We start from the raw sequence: 17,593 nt of genomic DNA on the forward strand, positions 1-17,593 counted from the left end.
TGCATTAAAAGACAGAATTAGTAAATACCTATCCTTTTAGCATTAATTTATAATTAAAAAGTTAAATTTGCTGTATTATTATTTAACTATGAATAAAACTTCGACTACAACTACGATCTCTTTATTGCTAGTAATCACTTGTACAATTTTTTTGTCATCCTGTGGTACAACTAAACATAAAACCTATTTCGGAGATCTTGACACTTCAAAGATAGCACAATTACCTCTTGCCGAGTTTAAGGAACCTTTGATCCAAGTAGATGACATTATAAGTATTTCGGTACAAACAGTTGATGTTGCTAGCTCTGCGGCCTTAAATCAGGCTCCAGTTCTTACTGCTGCGGCCGCTGGCACTGCTGGTTCAATTGGTGGCTTTTTAGTAGATAAGGCTGGAAATGTTGAGATGCCTATTTTGGGCGTCTTGAAATTGAAAGGTTTAAGCACCGCTCAAGCCAAAGAGGTTGTTCGCGAACGAGCAGCCAAATATTACAAGGATCCTACCGTTCAAGTTCGTTTTGCGAATTATAAAATTACCATTATAGGAGAGGTAGCTAGACCCGCTGCTTATAACCTGCCAAATGAAAAGGTGAGTGTTTTAGATGCGATTTCAATGGCGGGCGACTTAACGGTGTTTGGAAAGCGAGAAAATGTGTTGTTGATGCGAGAAATTGATGGTAGGAGGGAAATGATTAGGTTAGATTTAAGTTCGTCGAAGGTGTTAACTTCACCCTATTTTTACCTTAAACAGAATGATGTGCTCTATGTGGAAGCCACCAAGGCCAAATTCTCCGCAAATGATGCGCCAAGGAATCAATTGATTTCTATAGGTGTTTCTTTGGCCGCCTTCGCTATCACCATTTTTAGACTATTTTAAGGTTTTATCAGTATATGAGTAATATTAATATGAGCACGACTCCGGACAGTACCTTTGGTGAAAAAAGTCAGATTAATTTTAAATACTTGGTCGCAAAGCTGGTACGTAATTGGTTCTGGTTTGTTTTGTCGTTAATAATAACACTAGCTATCTCTTACATTTATTTAAGGTACACTGCACCAGTTTATTTTACTACGGCAAAAATCCTAATCACCAGTAATCAAGTTGCAGGCTCGGGCCGTGATGCTGCATTGGCTAAAGCATTGAGTGGGCAAATGAATACCTCAAATGGCGTAGATGGAGAAATAGAAATTTTAAAAACTAGGTCTCTCATGGAAAAAGTCGTGCGAGATTTAAAAACCTATATTAGCTATTATCACAAAGGACAAGTGCTTACGGTGGATCTTTATAAGGATTCGCCATTTAAAATAACTTTGTTTAATTCACCAGACAGCATTAGCAACGTCAGTTTAGATGTAAAATTCACAAAAGCCGGTGTTACGCTTTCCAATGAATACTTTAATCAATCCGTGGCTTTTTACCAACCATTTAAGGTGCCAGGTTTGGGTTTTGTACAAGTTGAACCTGGCCGCAGTAAACCCGCATTGGATGCAACCTATGTAGTTAATGTGGCCACCATTGGTCAAACCGTTGGCGTGTCTATGGGCAATTTGAGTGTATCAATGCCCAACAAGGATGTAAGCATCCTTGCCTTGGATTTTACAAATACAGTTCCCAAAAAATCTGAAGATATCTTGGGCAAACTGATTGAAGTTTATGTGAAAGAAAATTTGGCCGATAAAAACAGGATAGCTGACAGTACCATAGCTTTTATCGAAAATCGTTTGCTTTATGTTGGGCGAGAATTGGGGGATATAGAAGGCACCGTACAAACCTTCAAGCAAAAAAACAAAATTATGGATATCGGTGACCAGTCTGGTATACTAAGTGGTTTAACCAATGCAAGTACTACAGAATTAACCAAGGTAGAAACGCAACTAGCTTTATTGGGGGCATTAGAGGCTTTTCTCACCAATACAAAAACAAACCAGCGAATTATTCCCAATGGAGCATTAATAGAAGATCCGAATTTTACTACGCTGGTTAATCGTTACAATGCCCTTGTGCTAGAAAAAGAAAAAGCCAGTGCCAGTCAAACCGAAGATAATCCTTACATGCAAAACCTTAATGTGCAGATTGCAGGCGCAAGAGGAGACATGTTAAGTAGCCTAAGTGGTTTACGCAGTGCATTAAATATTTCTCGAAGTAGAATAAGGGTGCGGGCAGCTGAAATTGCGGGGCAAGTGAATGAAGTACCGGTGGTAGAAAGAAATTATTTGGATTTAGCCAGGCAACAAAAAATTAAACAGGAACTGTATTTATTCTTAATGCAAAAAAGGGAAGAAACGGCCATCTCTAAAACAGCTAATATTGCCAATTGTAAAACCATTGAGCCCGCAATTTCTGCGGGGCCAATTAGCCCAGTCAGAAACACCATTTATGGTTATGGTTTTCTGGTTGGCATTTTAATCCCATTTGGCATCATCCTTTTAAGGGATCAACTTAATACAAGAATCCTGTCTAGAGATCAAATTCAAAACCTTACCCAAGCACCTATTATTGGCGAAATTGGTAATAGCGCCACCCAAGAAGGAGCAATTGCCGTACTGCAAGGATCTAGGACGCCTATCTCCGAACAGTTTAGGGCATTGCGTACCAATCTATCCTTTTTCTTAAAGGACAACAGTAAAACGGTTTTAACTACCTCGAGCATGTCTGGAGAAGGGAAGTCCTTTATATCCTTAAATTTAGCGAGTGCTTTGGCCATCTCTGGCAAAAAGGTAGTGGTGATGGAAATGGATTTGCGTAAACCCAATTTGTCTAACAAATTGAATATTAAAAATGATTTTGGCTTCACCAATTACATCGTTAACACTAGTGTTGTACCCACAGCAATTATCAAACCCTCAGGCGTACATGCTAATTTATTCATCATTAGTTCCGGTAATATACCGCCCAACCCTTCAGAGATTATCTTGAATGAGCGTACAGAGCTATTGATGAAAGAACTTGTTGCTACATTTGACTATATCATTGTTGACGCGCCTCCAGTAGGCCTAGTAACGGATGCTCAATTATTAAGTAGATACGCCGATTTAACTCTTTATGTGGTAAGACAAGGTTATACCCTTAAGGACCAATTGGGGATTCCTCAAGATATTTACAGTAATCAGAAAATGAAACAGGTGGCTATTTTGGTGAATGACGTTAAAAATACGGCAGGTTACGGCTATGGTTATGGCTATGGTTACGGCTATGGTTACGGTTATGGCGAATATGGAAGTGTAACTACGAAGAAAGGCAAAAAAGGCTTCTGGACTTGGCTAAAAACTAGGTAATTCCAAATAAAAAAATAAAGTAAAATATGACAGAGAATAACAATACAGAATATTGGGACTTAGAGATTAAACCGCGAGACAGCGTGTTTAATCTTCATTTAAAGGATGTTTGGCATTATAGGGATTTACTTTGGTTACTGGTAAGAAGGGATTTTGTAGCTTTTTACAAACAAACCATTTTTGGCCCATTATGGTTTTTTATTCAGCCAATTTTCACAACGGTAACATTTATTATCATCTTTAGTGGACTTGCAGGGATTAGTACAGACGGGATACCACCTATCTTATTTTACATGGCTGGTAATATTGCATGGAGTTATTTTTCTGATGGGCTTACTAAAACTGCATCTGTTTTTAAAGATAATGCGAGCATTTTTGGAAAGGTATATTTTCCCAGATTGATTATGCCCCTTAGTATCATTATTAGCAATTTGGTTAAATTTGGTGTGCAATTTGCGCTTTTTTTATTGGTGCTAACCTATTATCTTTTTAAAGGAGATAGTATCAGCCCCAACTTATACATTTTGTTATTTCCTGTAATTATGCTGCTAATGGCTTTGTTAGGATTAGGTTTAGGATTGGTAATCACAGCGTTAACAACTAAGTACAGGGATTTAATATTTTTAATCACATTTGGTGTTCAATTGTTAATGTATGCGACCCCTGTAATCTATCCATTGTCAGCTGCTCCTGAAAAATACAGAGACTTGATATCCTTAAACCCTTTGAGTGGTCTTATTGAGACTTTCCGCTATGGTTTTACAGGAGCTGGTCACTTCTATCCTGGGGCTTTCGCCTACAGTGCAATTTTTGCTGTAATTATATTTTTCTGTGGTTTAATCGTTTTCAATAGAGTAGAGAAAAATTTTGTTGATACAATCTAAGGGATTGAGTTCCTCTCTTAAATAAATGATAAAATAAAAATTTTAAATGTCAAACATAGTAATCAAAGCTGAAAATGTAAGCAAAATGTACCAGATCGGCGAATTTTCTACCGGTACGATTAGTCAGGATGTTGAACGTTGGTTTGCTAATCTCAGGGGTAAGGAGGATAAGTTTTTAACAGTTGGGGCTACCAATGATAGAACCACTAAGGCAGATAGCAATTTCGTTTGGAGTTTGAAGGACATTGATTTCGAAATCAGGCAAGGCGATGCTGTCGGAGTTATTGGGCGTAATGGAGCAGGAAAAAGTACCTTGTTAAAAGTGTTAAGCCGAGTAACTGCGCCTACTACTGGTTCAGTAAAAGTGAAGGGAAGGATTGCCAGCCTATTAGAGGTGGGAACTGGCTTCCATCCGGAACTGACTGGACGAGAGAATATTTTTCTCAATGGTGCGATTCTGGGAATGCGCAAGCATGAGATCAAAAAACATTTTGATGCTATTGTCGATTTTGCAGGCATCGAGCGTTACATCGATACCCCTGTTAAAAGATATTCATCGGGTATGTATGTACGCTTGGCTTTTGCTGTTGCTGCGCATCTAGAATCAGAAATATTAATAGTAGATGAAGTTTTAGCTGTTGGAGACGCAGAATTCCAGAAAAAATGTTTGGGCAAGATGAATGATGTTAGCAAGGGGCAGGGAAGAACTGTTTTGTTTGTTAGCCACAATATCAGTTCAATTTATGCGCTTACAAATTCATGTATTTTTATGAGCCAAGGGACACTTGTGAAAATGGGCCCAACCTCGGAGGTTGCTGAACTTTACCAAAATTCCAATCAAATTAATACCGGTTCAAATTTAACCTATTTTAATAATTATCCCAAACTTGACAAACCAATTGAATTGTTAACTGCGAAAATTGATGCCCAAAATAAAGTTACTCTCGATGTTTCATTGACGTATGTTGTCAGACGGAATGTAGGAGCAGTGGTAGCAGTTAAGCTAACAAATGGCACAGGTACGGCCATTATCACTTTACGGGATAATGACATAAAACCGGAGTTATTTAGCAAAACTCTTGGGGAATACAGTGTTAAGTTTTCAATACCAATTAGTCTACTTTCACCCAATATCTATCGATGCACGTTTTCATTTTCAGATATGAAAAGTGAAAGGTTTGATTTTTATGAAGATCTACTTTCCTTTGAAATTGAAGAAGATATGAATTCTCAGTCTGTTGATACTAGGGAAGGAATATTGAGGCCAAATGCTAACTATATAAATAATACAATTAAAGTCTAGTCTTTTATGTAAGTTTTTTGTTGTGATAACAAACGTTATCTTCTAAAGTTTGCTCAACTAGTTTAATACTTGGCATTACAACAGTGGGGAATGATTTTCCTAGTTCTAAATTTGAAGTGTTAATTATTGTGCAAAATCAGGAAAATTCAGGTGTTTACATAAAAAAAAGTGAATGTGGCACAAGACGGCTGATAAAAGGCCATACAAAGAAACGTCTAATTTATTTAGCTGGGTCGAATATGTTGATTGGAGTTTTTTATTGCGTTTTTAGTTGGTAAAACGGTTGTAAAGAAAATTATATAAAGATTAAAAAAAAAGAAATGATCGGCGTTCTAAAAACGATTACTAAGACCTTGACGAGAAAGATTATCACAAATGCTCAACTAAGTAATCTTCATCTCCTTAAGCAACTGTATGATGATGCGAAGCCACCGTTGTCTGGGCGCATTGTTGAACAGCGAAAACCCACAGTGGTGAATTTAAATGCCAATGATATATGCAACTCTAAGTGTGCAATGTGTAATATTTGGGAGCAGAAGCAAGATTTTGAAGTTACACCCGAACAATTAAAATTTATTTTACAAGACCCACTTTATAGTGAAGTGAAACATGTGGGCATAACGGGGGGGGAACCGACCCTCAGGGAAGATTTACCTGAACTTTATGAGGCTGTTATCCACGCGATACCTGGCCTTAAAGGGCTTAGTATTATAACTAATGCTATTAAAGAGAAAGATGTTATATCAAGAATTGAGAAAGTAATTGAGAAAGTGCACCATTATAATAAGGATTTTAATATGATGGTTTCGCTTGATGGGTATGGAGATATGCACGATAAGGTTCGCGGTAGACCAGGAAATTTTGTTACTGCTGTAAACGTTATCAATCACTTTCAGGCAAAAAAGATTCCATTGGCAATTGGGTGTACAATTTCAAAGGTGAATGTATGGGATGTTGAGGAATTACTGTTCTTTATGAAGAATAACAAAATTTATGGTAGATTTCGGGTTGCTGAGTTTATCAAAAGGCTCTATAATGACAACAAGGCAAATGTAATTCGGAACTTTGATGAGGATGAAATTTATCAACTCATGTTGTTTTTCTACAAACTCATTTATACTTACGAGACCAATGAAACCTATATAAATACATATAGAAGCATTATTAATATATTGAACGGGGGTAAGCGGTTGGTGGGTTGCCCCTACCAAGGTGATGGAGTAGTTCTCAACTCACGTGGTGAACTAGCTTATTGTGCGCCTAAATCATCAATTATCGGTAATGGGCTCAATGAAAGTTCGAATTTAATTTATGATACCAACACTGATGAGCGGCGCCGAATATTAGATCAGGAATGTGATGCGTGTATTCATGATTATCATGCCCCGCTTACTGGCGCGGCCTATAAGGAGAGTTTATCCGCCCATTTTTGGAGAAACAGATTAAACATTGATTCCGAGGGGCCTTTGTTCTCCGATAGATTCATCAAACCAAGAAGGTTAGTAAAAAAAGGCATTAAACAGGTATTGATAGTTGGTTGGTATGGTACCGAAACAGTTGGTGACAAGGCAATTCTTGGAGGTATAGTAGATCAACTTGATAGCCTGTATCAAAATAATTATCAACTAGTTATAGCAAGTATCTTTCCATTTATCACCGAGCGTACATGTAAGGAATTAAATCTTAATGCAAACGTAATAGACGCCTATTCAAAGGAGCTAATTGCTTTTTCGAAGGGATCGGATGTTGTAATTATGGGAGGTGGCCCTTTGATGGATCTTGAAGATTTAGCAATACCTTTAAGAGCATTTCAGTATGCCAAATTAGAAGGTAATTCAACTATCATTTACGGATGTGGCTTAGGGCCATTGACTAAAACGAGATACATAAATGTTGTATCCGAAATATTAAAGTTGGCAGATGACATTAGGTTGCGCGACAATAAAAGTATTAAACTTGCCAAGTCAAGCTTTAGAATTGAGAAAGAGATTACACTTTCTGGTGATCCAGCTAAAATCTACTTAAGCAGATATCCAGATAAGCAGTCAGACCCAAAAATACTAAGGTGTTACGTGAGGGAATGGACTCACGAATATGCAGCTGAAATGACCCAAGATGATTTTTATTTGAAAAAGCTAAGCTTCGAAGGAGCATTGGCAGCGTTCATAAAACGTAAGGCTTTAGAGATTGGTGCTAGAGAGATCCGCTTTGAGAATATGCATAACTTCGTGATCGGAAACGATGACAGAGATTTTTCGAGATATTTTCTTGACCAATATTTTAAGGACTGGGAAGATACTTTAGTTAGCTACGATAAATATCTTGCTACGGTTGATTCGATTGTAAAATCGATGCAAAATTCATCACATAATATTTGCATGAGATTTCATTCGGTTGTTTTTGCACACACACTGAAGACTAGTTTCACTGCAGTAGATTACACAATGGGGGGTAAAATTAACAATTACCTATCTGACAACAACTGCATTGAGAAATTGGTAAATGTTGACGACTTAATAGCAAATTACAATGATTAAAGTTGTCCAAATAAGTACATTCACAACAGGAGGGGCTGGTATTGCTGCATACAGGTTGCATCAAAGTTTAATGCAGCGTGCCGATTGTGAATCAATTTTGGTATGTAGAGATGCAGGTATACACAAGGGAGAAAAGAATGTAATTGAAGTTGGACCAAAACCTGTTACACTAAAAAAAAGAGTGCTCAATAGAATAGATCACCTGCTTGGTAATAGTACTAACTTCGGCCTCGAGATATCAGCTCAAGAGGGTAATTATGAATTAGTTAGTTGGCCAGAAACCCATTTTAACGTTGAACTTGAGCAAGTAATTAAAGAAGCTGACATTATACACCTCCATTGGGTAGCGGAATTTATAAATTTTCCAACATTTTTTAGTAAGCTAAAAAAGAAAAAGATAGTTTGGACGCTACATGACATGAATCCTTTTATGGGGATTTTTCATTATCTCGGTGATAAGGCTAGCAATTTGGCGTTAAGAGATTTGGATGAAAAGGCCTTCAGAATAAAAAAAGACAGTCTAAAAAAATCCAATAACATATGTGTTGTGTCATTAAGTGAATGGATTCAAAAAGAGGCCAAGAAAAATGAAGTTTTTGCGAAATTTAATTATAAAAAGATTCCCAATGGCGTTGATGTCAATGTATTTAAACCAACAGTGAAAGAAGACGCAAGAAATCAATTGAATCTTGAAAAGGATTCTTTCGTGATGTTGGTTGTTTCTGAAAACCTAAAAAACTATAGGAAAGGTTTAGATATTTTAATTGATGCCTTGCCCTTACTTAAAACAACAACGCCAACAAAAATACAAGTCATATCTGTCGGTGGCGGGGAACTAAGTGTAAGTGGTTTTAAATACAAGTCTTTCGGTAAAGTATTAGATGAAAAAAAACTGGCCATTATTTATTCAAGTGCTGACGTTTTCGTAATGCCATCAAGGGAGGATAATTTGCCAAATGTAATGTTAGAAGCGCTTGCTTGTGGTACTCCAGTAGTAGGCTTTACCATTGGTGGGCAAAAAGATTACATTTTGCCATTAGATACCGGAGTTTTAGCTGAAGAAGGTTCTCCTGCTTCTCTTGCTGGAGCAATAAAGAGTTTGATTGACAATTACAGCTCATTTGATAGAGAGAAAATCTCAAGCTTTGCGGGAGAGCATTTCCACAAGGAGAAGCAGCTAGCCGCTCATTATGCTTTATATAAAGAATTGTTAGGACCAGTTGAAAATTAAGTATGCTACGAAAATATTTTACGAAAAGAAATAAGATATAGGATATGGACAATGGATGTCTTTTCTCGATTATTATTCCAACTTTTAACTCCGCAGCAGTTGTGGCAGGAGCAATAGAAAGTATTTTGAAGCAAAGCTTTAGCGAATATGAAGTTCTGATTATTGACGGAAAATCAAATGACACCACAGTAGACATAGCAAATTCATATAATGATGATAGAATAAAAGTGTTTTCAGAAAAGGACAATGGGATCTATGACGCCATGAATAAGGGAGTGAGCTATGCTACAGGTAAATGGCTGCTTTTTTTAGGCAGCGATGATGAACTGCATGATGAGCAGGTGCTGAGCGAAATATCCCCAATTGCACTTGACGGGACTAAGAAGTTAATTTATGGGAATGTAGTGTTGGTTGGTAAAACAATATGGGGTGAAGATGGGCAAGTTTTTGATGGTGAGTTTAGCACTGGGAAGCTTTTAGTTACCAATATATCTCATCAAGCAATATTTTACCAAAGGAGTATCTTTGAAGAATGTGGCCCTTATAATTTGAAGTATAAGATTTGTGCTGACTACGATTTTAACTTACGTGTTGCAGCAAAACATCAATTATATTATGTGGATATAATTGTAGCTAAATTTAATGCAGGTGGCGCCAGTACCAGTCAAAAAGATGAGCCATTTGTTGAGGATTTTTATGACAACGTATTTGAGTATTTTGACAACAGCTTAATGAGACATCATTTAAGGATATATGATTATCAGTACTTTGCTCAGGGAGAGAAGAAAATTAGAAATAAGCAATTATTCAAGGGGCTACGAATTATCTGTATCGAACTGTTGTCTAGGATTAAAAATATTAGAATTTTAAGTATATGATTAAACCAATAGCTATTCACTTACCTCAATTTCATCCATTTCCTGAAAATGATGAATGGTGGGGGAAAGGTTTTACAGAGTGGACTAATGTGGTTAAGGGGAAGCCTTTATTTGAAGGGCATTACCAACCTCATTTGCCTGCCGATTTAGGGTTTTACGATCTGCGTTTAGCGGAGGCTCGGCTTGCCCAAATTAACCTAGCTAAAGAATATGGCATTTATGGTTTTTGTTACTATCACTACTGGTTTAATGGAAAACGTTTAATGCAGGAACCTTTGGACCGAATGTTATTAAATAAAGAAGAAGATTTCCCATTTATGCTTTGTTGGGCTAATGAAAATTGGACTAGACGCTGGGATGGGCAGGAACAAGAAGTTTTAATGAAACAGAATTACAGTGAAGCAGATGATATCGCACACATTCACTTTTTGATAAATCATTTTTTTAGTGATGTTAGATATATTAAGGTAGATGGTAAACCCTTTGTGGCCATCTATAGGCCTGATCTTTTTCCGGATATTTCAAGAACACTGGCTGTATGGAGGCAAGAAGCCTTAAAGTTAGGTCTTGAAGGGTTGCATATTGCCTACTTTCAGAGCTTTAATAATAACACCCCTCCGGGCACCTTAGGCTTTGACATGGCCATTAACTTTGAGCCAAGTTACGCTAACAAACCCTATCCAGAATTCTCACTTTTAAGTAAGTTATACAATAAGGTGGGTATAAAAAGGTATGATTTTGCAAATGGCATATACTCTTACGCAAAGCTTGTTGAAAATGCAATGAACAGATTTATTGTTAATAAAGACATTTATCCAGGGATTACACCTATGTGGGATAACGCGGCGAGAAGGAAAGCGAATGCAACAATATTCAAGGGATCTACCCCAGAATTGTATGGGAAGTGGTTACAGCATATCGTTTCAAAATATAAATTGGCTAATGCCCCAAATAAATATCTATTCATTAATGCTTGGAATGAGTGGGCAGAGGGTAATCACTTGGAACCCTGCCAGAAATGGGGCAAACGCTATTTAGAAATGACCAAGAGCAAAATAGATGAGCAATAAGGCACCTCTAGTATCGGTAATCATACCCAACTATAATCACGGGGTCTATTTAAAGAAACGGTTAGACTCTGTGCTTGACCAGAGTTACCAAAACTTTGAAGTGATTATTTTGGATGATTGCTCTACGGACAATAGTAGAGACGTAATTGAAAATTACCGTGGCCATACAAAAATTAGCTGTATTATATATAATGAGGTGAATGGCGGTGTTCCCTTTTACCAATGGAAAAAAGCGCTGGGATTTACAAGTGGTGAGCTTATTTGGATAGCGGAAAGTGATGACTATGCTGACTTAAATTTTTTGACAAGCTTGGTTGATAGGATTTCAGATGATGTAGGAATTGTTTTCTCTGATTCGAATGTGGTAGATCACAATGGAATTATCCATAACGACTATTATAAGAATTTTAGGAATAAAAATTTTAATACTAGTAAATGGAACAGCGATTATGTAATAACAGGTATTGAGGAAATAGAAGCTAATCTTGTTTTTGAGTGCACTATAAATAACATGAGTGCTACTATTTTCAAGAAAGATTTGGTGAATAGCTTGGACTTTGACCAGCTTTTCAAGTTTAAATATTGTGGTGATTGGTATTTTCTGATGTCAATGGCGCTACAAACGAAAATTGCCTATTGTGCAAAACCACTTAACTATTTTAAATATGGTACCAATAATTTTAAAAAAGGCACGAAGTCTACATTAAATTATCTTAGAGAACGTTCAATGGTCCGCTATTTCCTTTGGGATGAGTTAAATGAGCTAACAGTTGCTACCAAAAATAAAGTTTACAAACAATTGGGTATGGAGATGAGAATCATGATTAATGAAACTTTAAAATTGAAAATCAATCCGCTTCACTTGTTTCAAATGTTCACCTATTTACTGCGGTTGAAGGTTGGCTTGTTTAGAAAACAAATGGCAAATATTTTCTAATAAAAAATGAAAAAAAAAGCAATTTTACTGATTACCCAAACGGATTGGACCGAAAAACTAGGTGCAGCCAAAGTTCATATAGAGCTAAAACAAGAATATGAAAAGATTGGTTATCATGTAGACAAATTGTCTTTTGAGGATTTGTATCCTAACGGACAGAGTGCCTTCGATAAGATCTTTGGTGAGTTTTACATCAGTAAAATTCATAAATTTTTGAAAAAGAATGCTCGTCATTACGACATTATCGATGCCAATATTCATTGTATCATACACCCTAAAAATAAGTACGATTTTAAAGGCATAGTTTTAGTTCGGTCTCATGGCATAGGACCAATTTACAGACATGCAGAACAGCATATAGAGCGGTATAGACATACCTTGAAAGCTTTTGATAAGAAACCAAAGCTTAAAACTCGAATAGGGAATTTGTACAGAAAGTTGCAAAAGAAAGTTAATGAAAATGACTTTAATCTATCTATCCAACATGCAGACATTGTCCATTGTCTTAACTATGATGAATATAAGTACTACTTGAATGCTGGGGTAGCTAAGAGAAAACTATTTGTTATACCTAATGGAATAGGAGATAAATTTATTGAGGAATGTAATGATAGAATAGTAACAAAGAAAGAAAACGTATTGTCATTTGTGGGTTCTTGGACTTTGAGGAAGGGAGTTAAGGATTTAAGTGAGATCTTAAACAAACTTGATCAAAAAGGAGGCGTTAGCAAGCTCATGTTAGTAGGCGGTTTTACATTAGAGGAAGAGATTTTAAGAGACTTTTCGGATGAGCAAAAGCAGAAGTTAGAAGTAATACCTACTTATGACTCAAAAAGTTTGATTAGCATTTTAAATAGGGCATACATAGGTGTTTTTCCTAGCTATGTAGAGGGCTTCCCACTTGCAATTATCGAACAATTGGCATGTGGCATACCGATAGTAGCATACAGGGTGCCAGGTCCCAAAGATATTTTAGCTGAACTTGACAATGAACTTCTAGTCGAACCTGGCAACATAGAAGAGTTTGTATATAAGGCTAAAAGATTATTGGAGATGAAAAATGAAGATTATTTATTGTTGTCGGCAAACTGTAAGGCGATCTCTTTGAATTATAAGCTCAGTAGTATTGCTGCTGAATTTATTGATGTTTATAACACTTTCTCAGATGATAAAAAAGGAAATTAAATCTTTGACAGGTATTAGAGGTATTGCAGCAATTTATGTAGCAGTTTTTCATTTTTATCTTCATTATACTCAATCTAATAGTAATAATTTCTTGTCAAAAAACAGTTATTTACATTCTTTATTATACCATGGTTATCTCGGAGTTGATTTGTTTTTTATATTGAGTGCGTTTGTAATCACCCTTACCTCTAGTAAATATTTTGAGGATAAATTTGAGTTTAAAGATTACAAGAATTTTATGATAAAAAGATGGATAAGAATCTATCCAACTTATGCAATAATTCTTATAGTTACTTTTTTTTATTCTGGACAGACACATAGGGTGGGTAATTTCTTATTAAGCTTTAGCCTTTTAAATTCTTTATTTGGCTTGCCCTATCTGGTTGGTCATTTTTGGTCGTTGAGCACAGAATGGGTTACTTATATGACCTACCCGATTCTCTATAGACTTTTTTCTGCTGCAAGGCTTTTAAAGTGGCAACTTTTAATATTAATTGGAATTTTAATACTATATTCTACTTGTGTACTTTACTACAAAGAATATGCTATACAACCATTTAGCTTTGTAATAAATGGTGGCTACTATGGGTTATTCAGGTGCTTTGGCGATTATTTTTTAGGTGTATTTGCTTTTAAAATATTTAGTCACTATCCAAAATCAAAAGAGATAGCGGGAATAACTTCCATTGTAATAATTTTTATTTTGATCTGCTTATTATCTTTCGCTAAGGCAGATCTATTAATCGTTATTTTATTTGTCGCCTTAATCCTAAGTTTAACCAACGATAATAATGTTGTATCAAAACTAATGAGCACAAAGCCAATTTATATATTGGGGTTAATATCTTATCCGCTGTATCTAATCCATGCAATATTACTTTATTATTTAGATTACCTTAAAACCTTATTAAGTATCTTTTATGGATATAACAATTTCTATCTGATTTTAATGTTGCTTTTTTTAGCGCTATCAGTGATTTTTTCTTATATTTTTACTTTTTTTATTGAGAAGCCGATCATTTCTTTTTGTAATAAGAAAATACATCGGGTAGGTTAACATTACTACTTAAATTTGAATGAAAAGCACACAAAACTTCGCCGCGAAGATTATTTACAGATTTCGAACCCTAAGAAACGGTTTCCGTAGATTTTACCTTCGGTTACAAGGCCTCACTACGGGAGAAGGAACATTTTTGGGAAAAATTGACATTGAATGGCCGGGAAGCGTAGCGTTTGGAAAAAACTGTACCGTCCAAAATAACATCGCCTTCTGGGTACAAAGTCCCTTTAATGCTTCAAATAGAATTACGATAGGAGATAATGTTTTTATTGGTAGAAATACGGAGTTTAATTGTTGTGATTTTATAAAAATAGGTGACAATTGTTTAATTGCAAGTGCTGTGGTGTTTGTTGATTCGGCCCATACTTTTGCTAAGGAGGGGATAATTAGTAAGCAGCCTACAAAGTTAAAGGGAATAGTTGTAGAGGAAGATGTGTGGATTGGTACAGGGGCGAAAATTTTGCAAGGTGTACATTTGTGTCAAGGTTGTATTATTGGGGCTGGTGCGGTTGTAAATAAACGTGTCCCTGCTTATGAAATATGGGCGGGAGTACCAGCAGTTAAAATTGGCGAGCGCAAGGATAGCAAATATTCAAATCAACACTAAATTCATTATAATGGAAGGAACAAATACGCACGATAAAATACCAAAGATTATTCATTACTGTTGGTTTAGTGGAGAAGAGTTGCCAATATTTCTTAAAGACTGCATAGATAGTTGGAAACGGGTTATGCCAGACTATAAGATCCGATTATGGGATGCAAATAGCTTTGATTTTGACACCGTACCCTTTGTAAAGGAAGCTTTTTCTGTAAAGAAATGGGCATTTGTAGCTGATTATATCAGATTGTATGCGCTTTATACAGAGGGGGGTATTTATTTTGATTCGGATGTAATGGTATTTAAGCCTTTCGATGAGTTTTTAAGGTATGATTTTTTCACTTCTCATGAGATACATCCCGGTAATTTTACAAATGCTGAACGAAATAAATTAGACAAAAGCGGAAGACCTATTGCAAAGGATGACTATGTGTTTGGATTAAATGTACAAGCAGCAATAATGGGAGGAACAAAGGGTAATCCCTATATAAAAGAATGCATGGAATTTTATCATGACAAACATTTTTTAGATGCGGAGGGCAAAAGTCTGAGTGTACAGTTTATTATAGGTCCCTACATGTCAAAAATAGCTGAAAACTATGGGTATCTTTACCATGAAAAGGAACAAATGCTGGATAACAACATGAAGATATTTAAACCTGAAATCTTTGTTGGCAACTCTGTGTTTTTGACAAAAGAATCTTATGCCATTCATTTATGTAATGGAAGTTGGAAGGAGAAAACTAATTACGAAAAATTCCAGTACAATGTTAGAAATCAATATCCAAGCTTTTATCCGTTCATTACTTTCTTTGATAAAGTGAAAAGAAAAATGGGCGAGCTGTTTTAAACCTATAAAGAGATAAAATATTTTAGGCTATTGGTGTTGAGTGATCCATAAGTCAAGAAAGCTATTTTAAACTGTTGATGAAAAAGAAAATAATGTTTTTTTGTGGATGTTTAGAGCCAGGTGCAGATGGTGTAGGTGATTATACCCGAAGGCTAGCTGGCGCATTGATAGAAGATGGCTTCACTGTGCAACTTGTTTCCATAAACGATAATTATATTAAAATACCCGTAAATGAGCATCAGTATGCAAGTGATAAAAAAATAAGTGTGTTGAGAATGCCCAATTGCTACAAATGGAGTGAGAAAACAGATACAATCAGCAATTTTATAGAAAAATTTGATCCTGAATGGCTAAGCTTACAATATGTACCATTTTCGTATCATCCTAAAGGTTTACCCTTTTCGCTATCAGGGAAATTGAAGAAATTAGGAAGAGTCAGGAAATGGCATGTCATGTTTCATGAACTTTGGGTTGGAATGGATATTAATTCTTCTTATAAATTGAAATGGTGGGGCAAAGTACAATACCATATTATTAAACGGATGATTAAAGATTTGCGCCCAAGCTTGATGCATACCCAAACTCAACTTTATCAATATTATTTAACTAAAATGGGTATGGATGTGAAACGTTTGCCTTTATTTGGGAATATACCCATAACACAGTTAAAACAAAAAGATGATTACACCTCATCCATACGAATAGTGGTGTTTGGTAACATTCATTCTAATACTAAGCTGTTGCCGTTTGCAAGAATGATTGCTAAATTACAGGACAAAGAGGAGGCTTCTTTTGAAGTTCATTTTGTGGGCAAAAATGGTTCGAACTTGACTGAATGGGTGGATGTTTTTTCTCAATATGGGATAGCGAATCTTGTGCACGGTGTTCGAAACCAGGTGGAGATATCGACTCTGCTACAGCAATGTGACATTGGATTGTCGACAACGCCACTAGTATTGGATGAAAAGAGCGGATCAGTAGCTGCGATGGAGGAACACGGTTTATTTATTATCAATGTTGCCAATAAATGGACTCCGAGTGGTTATAGGGGTAAGGAACAAGCTGTAGATGATGAGTTTGATTTTAGTCGATTGGCACTAGCGACGATGAAAAGAGACATAACCAAGGTCTTACAAACTAAATTAAAAATGAGTACGGAGATGTTTACCAAAAGTCTAATAGAAATATGGCCAGCTTAAGTTACCTAATTACTAACCGAGCAAAATTTGGCATTGGGTCACTTAAGTTTTGGAAATCGTGGGCCAAAAGAGCGCTAACCCTTTCAGAAGTGGTTCGCAGAAATCATATGCGCCGCAAGTTGATTAGAGCTGGCGCCATAATCAGTGAAATAGCAGAGATTGGTAGTCCTAAGATTGATGGAGATAAGAGAAATCTAAAGATAGGTGCGTACTCTTTTATTGGTAATGCCATTTTAGCACTGCATACAGAAATTAGCATAGGTGAGCGTGTTTGTATAAACGATGGCGTAAATCTTCTTTCGGCCTCTCATGATCTTACAGATCCGGAATGGAAACTCAAAAAAGGAGCAATAGTGATAGATGATTATGCGTGGATCTGTACAAATGCAATAGTTTTACCAGGTGTTCATATTGGACGGGGTGCCGTAGTTGGTGCTGGTGCAGTAGTTTCAAAAAATGTTGGCGCAGGTGAGATTGTCGCAGGAAATCCAGCAAAACCTATAAATAAAAAAAGAGCACTGGATTTGAATTATAATCCATGTGAATTTTTGGCTGGTAATAGAGCTTGGCTTATTGGATAGTTTA

The 17,593-nt window shown here is 36.2% G+C and carries 15 protein-coding genes; all 15 read left to right on the forward strand.

What is annotated here, in order from left to right; all coding sequences use genetic code 11:
* The first annotated feature begins 88 nt into the window (after positions 1–88).
* Positions 89–874 (forward strand): polysaccharide biosynthesis/export family protein, encoded by a 786-nt coding sequence (locus R2Q59_RS16370; protein ID WP_316786263.1) that lies wholly within the window; start codon positions 89–91, stop codon positions 872–874.
* Positions 875–903: 29 nt separating this feature from the next.
* Positions 904–3,273 (forward strand): polysaccharide biosynthesis tyrosine autokinase, encoded by a 2,370-nt coding sequence (locus tag R2Q59_RS16375; RefSeq protein WP_316786264.1) that lies wholly within the window; start codon positions 904–906, stop codon positions 3,271–3,273.
* Positions 3,274–3,299: 26 nt separating this feature from the next.
* On the forward strand, positions 3,300–4,157 hold the full coding sequence (locus R2Q59_RS16380) for an ABC transporter permease (protein WP_316786265.1): 858 nt from the start codon (positions 3,300–3,302) through the stop codon (positions 4,155–4,157).
* A 46-nt stretch (positions 4,158–4,203) separates the two neighbouring features.
* On the forward strand, positions 4,204–5,460 hold the full coding sequence (locus R2Q59_RS16385) for a polysaccharide ABC transporter ATP-binding protein (RefSeq protein ID WP_316786267.1): 1,257 nt from the start codon (positions 4,204–4,206) through the stop codon (positions 5,458–5,460).
* A gap of 320 nt (positions 5,461–5,780) precedes the next feature.
* Positions 5,781–7,997 carry a polysaccharide pyruvyl transferase family protein gene (locus tag R2Q59_RS16390; RefSeq protein ID WP_316786269.1) on the forward strand — a complete coding sequence of 739 codons (2,217 nt, stop codon included), beginning with the start codon at positions 5,781–5,783 and terminating at the stop codon, positions 7,995–7,997.
* The gene (locus R2Q59_RS16395) at positions 7,990–9,228 is read left to right on the forward strand and encodes a glycosyltransferase (RefSeq protein ID WP_316786270.1); all 1,239 of its coding nucleotides are present in this window, start codon (positions 7,990–7,992) and stop codon (positions 9,226–9,228) included. The genes R2Q59_RS16390 and R2Q59_RS16395 overlap by 8 nt, the downstream gene beginning before the upstream one ends.
* Positions 9,229–9,272: 44 nt before the next feature.
* The gene (locus R2Q59_RS16400; RefSeq protein WP_316786271.1) at positions 9,273–10,106 is read left to right on the forward strand and encodes a glycosyltransferase family 2 protein; all 834 of its coding nucleotides are present in this window, start codon (positions 9,273–9,275) and stop codon (positions 10,104–10,106) included.
* Positions 10,103–11,176 (forward strand): glycoside hydrolase family 99-like domain-containing protein, encoded by a 1,074-nt coding sequence (locus R2Q59_RS16405; protein WP_316786274.1) that lies wholly within the window; start codon positions 10,103–10,105, stop codon positions 11,174–11,176. The genes R2Q59_RS16400 and R2Q59_RS16405 overlap by 4 nt, the downstream gene beginning before the upstream one ends.
* Entirely contained in the window at positions 11,166–12,113 is a 948-nt protein-coding gene (locus R2Q59_RS16410) for a glycosyltransferase family 2 protein (protein ID WP_316786275.1), read from the forward strand. The genes R2Q59_RS16405 and R2Q59_RS16410 overlap by 11 nt, the downstream gene beginning before the upstream one ends.
* Before the next feature lie 6 nt (positions 12,114–12,119).
* A complete protein-coding gene (locus tag R2Q59_RS16415; protein ID WP_316786276.1) occupies positions 12,120–13,298 on the forward strand; it encodes a glycosyltransferase family 4 protein in 1,179 nt (392 codons plus the stop codon).
* Positions 13,279–14,355 carry an acyltransferase gene (locus R2Q59_RS16420; RefSeq protein ID WP_316786278.1) on the forward strand — a complete coding sequence of 359 codons (1,077 nt, stop codon included), beginning with the start codon at positions 13,279–13,281 and terminating at the stop codon, positions 14,353–14,355. The genes R2Q59_RS16415 and R2Q59_RS16420 overlap by 20 nt, the downstream gene beginning before the upstream one ends.
* Before the next feature lie 19 nt (positions 14,356–14,374).
* A complete protein-coding gene (locus tag R2Q59_RS16425) occupies positions 14,375–14,965 on the forward strand; it encodes an acyltransferase (protein ID WP_316786279.1) in 591 nt (196 codons plus the stop codon).
* A gap of 10 nt (positions 14,966–14,975) precedes the next feature.
* Positions 14,976–15,809 (forward strand): glycosyltransferase family 32 protein, encoded by an 834-nt coding sequence (locus R2Q59_RS16430; protein ID WP_316786282.1) that lies wholly within the window; start codon positions 14,976–14,978, stop codon positions 15,807–15,809.
* 77 nt (positions 15,810–15,886) lie between these two features.
* Positions 15,887–17,008, forward strand: a complete 1,122-nt coding sequence (locus tag R2Q59_RS16435; RefSeq protein ID WP_316786284.1) for a hypothetical protein — start codon at positions 15,887–15,889, stop codon at positions 17,006–17,008.
* Positions 16,996–17,589, forward strand: coding sequence for an acyltransferase (locus R2Q59_RS16440; RefSeq protein ID WP_316786286.1), 594 nt, complete (start codon positions 16,996–16,998; stop codon positions 17,587–17,589). The genes R2Q59_RS16435 and R2Q59_RS16440 overlap by 13 nt, the downstream gene beginning before the upstream one ends.
* Positions 17,590–17,593: the final 4 nt, after the last annotated feature.

Origin of the sequence: Pedobacter frigiditerrae (assembly GCF_032678705.1) — a bacterium.
GTDB lineage: Bacteria > Bacteroidota > Bacteroidia > Sphingobacteriales > Sphingobacteriaceae > Pedobacter > Pedobacter frigiditerrae_A.

What these genes read in the sequence shown, in the direction of transcription:
- R2Q59_RS16370 (WP_316786263.1), top strand. Translation starts at nt 89, where the DNA reads ATGAATAAAACTTCGACTACAACTACGATCTCTTTATTGCTAGTAATC.
- R2Q59_RS16375 (WP_316786264.1), top strand. Translation starts at nt 904, where the DNA reads ATGAGCACGACTCCGGACAGTACCTTTGGTGAAAAAAGTCAGATTAAT.
- R2Q59_RS16380 (WP_316786265.1), top strand. Translation starts at nt 3,300, where the DNA reads ATGACAGAGAATAACAATACAGAATATTGGGACTTAGAGATTAAACCG.
- R2Q59_RS16385 (WP_316786267.1), top strand. Translation starts at nt 4,204, where the DNA reads ATGTCAAACATAGTAATCAAAGCTGAAAATGTAAGCAAAATGTACCAG.
- R2Q59_RS16390 (WP_316786269.1), top strand. Translation starts at nt 5,781, where the DNA reads ATGATCGGCGTTCTAAAAACGATTACTAAGACCTTGACGAGAAAGATT.
- R2Q59_RS16395 (WP_316786270.1), top strand. Translation starts at nt 7,990, where the DNA reads ATGATTAAAGTTGTCCAAATAAGTACATTCACAACAGGAGGGGCTGGT.
- R2Q59_RS16400 (WP_316786271.1), top strand. Translation starts at nt 9,273, where the DNA reads ATGGACAATGGATGTCTTTTCTCGATTATTATTCCAACTTTTAACTCC.
- R2Q59_RS16405 (WP_316786274.1), top strand. Translation starts at nt 10,103, where the DNA reads ATGATTAAACCAATAGCTATTCACTTACCTCAATTTCATCCATTTCCT.
- R2Q59_RS16410 (WP_316786275.1), top strand. Translation starts at nt 11,166, where the DNA reads ATGAGCAATAAGGCACCTCTAGTATCGGTAATCATACCCAACTATAAT.
- R2Q59_RS16415 (WP_316786276.1), top strand. Translation starts at nt 12,120, where the DNA reads ATGAAAAAAAAAGCAATTTTACTGATTACCCAAACGGATTGGACCGAA.
- R2Q59_RS16420 (WP_316786278.1), top strand. Translation starts at nt 13,279, where the DNA reads ATGATAAAAAAGGAAATTAAATCTTTGACAGGTATTAGAGGTATTGCA.
- R2Q59_RS16425 (WP_316786279.1), top strand. Translation starts at nt 14,375, where the DNA reads ATGAAAAGCACACAAAACTTCGCCGCGAAGATTATTTACAGATTTCGA.
- R2Q59_RS16430 (WP_316786282.1), top strand. Translation starts at nt 14,976, where the DNA reads ATGGAAGGAACAAATACGCACGATAAAATACCAAAGATTATTCATTAC.
- R2Q59_RS16435 (WP_316786284.1), top strand. Translation starts at nt 15,887, where the DNA reads ATGAAAAAGAAAATAATGTTTTTTTGTGGATGTTTAGAGCCAGGTGCA.
- R2Q59_RS16440 (WP_316786286.1), top strand. Translation starts at nt 16,996, where the DNA reads ATGGCCAGCTTAAGTTACCTAATTACTAACCGAGCAAAATTTGGCATT.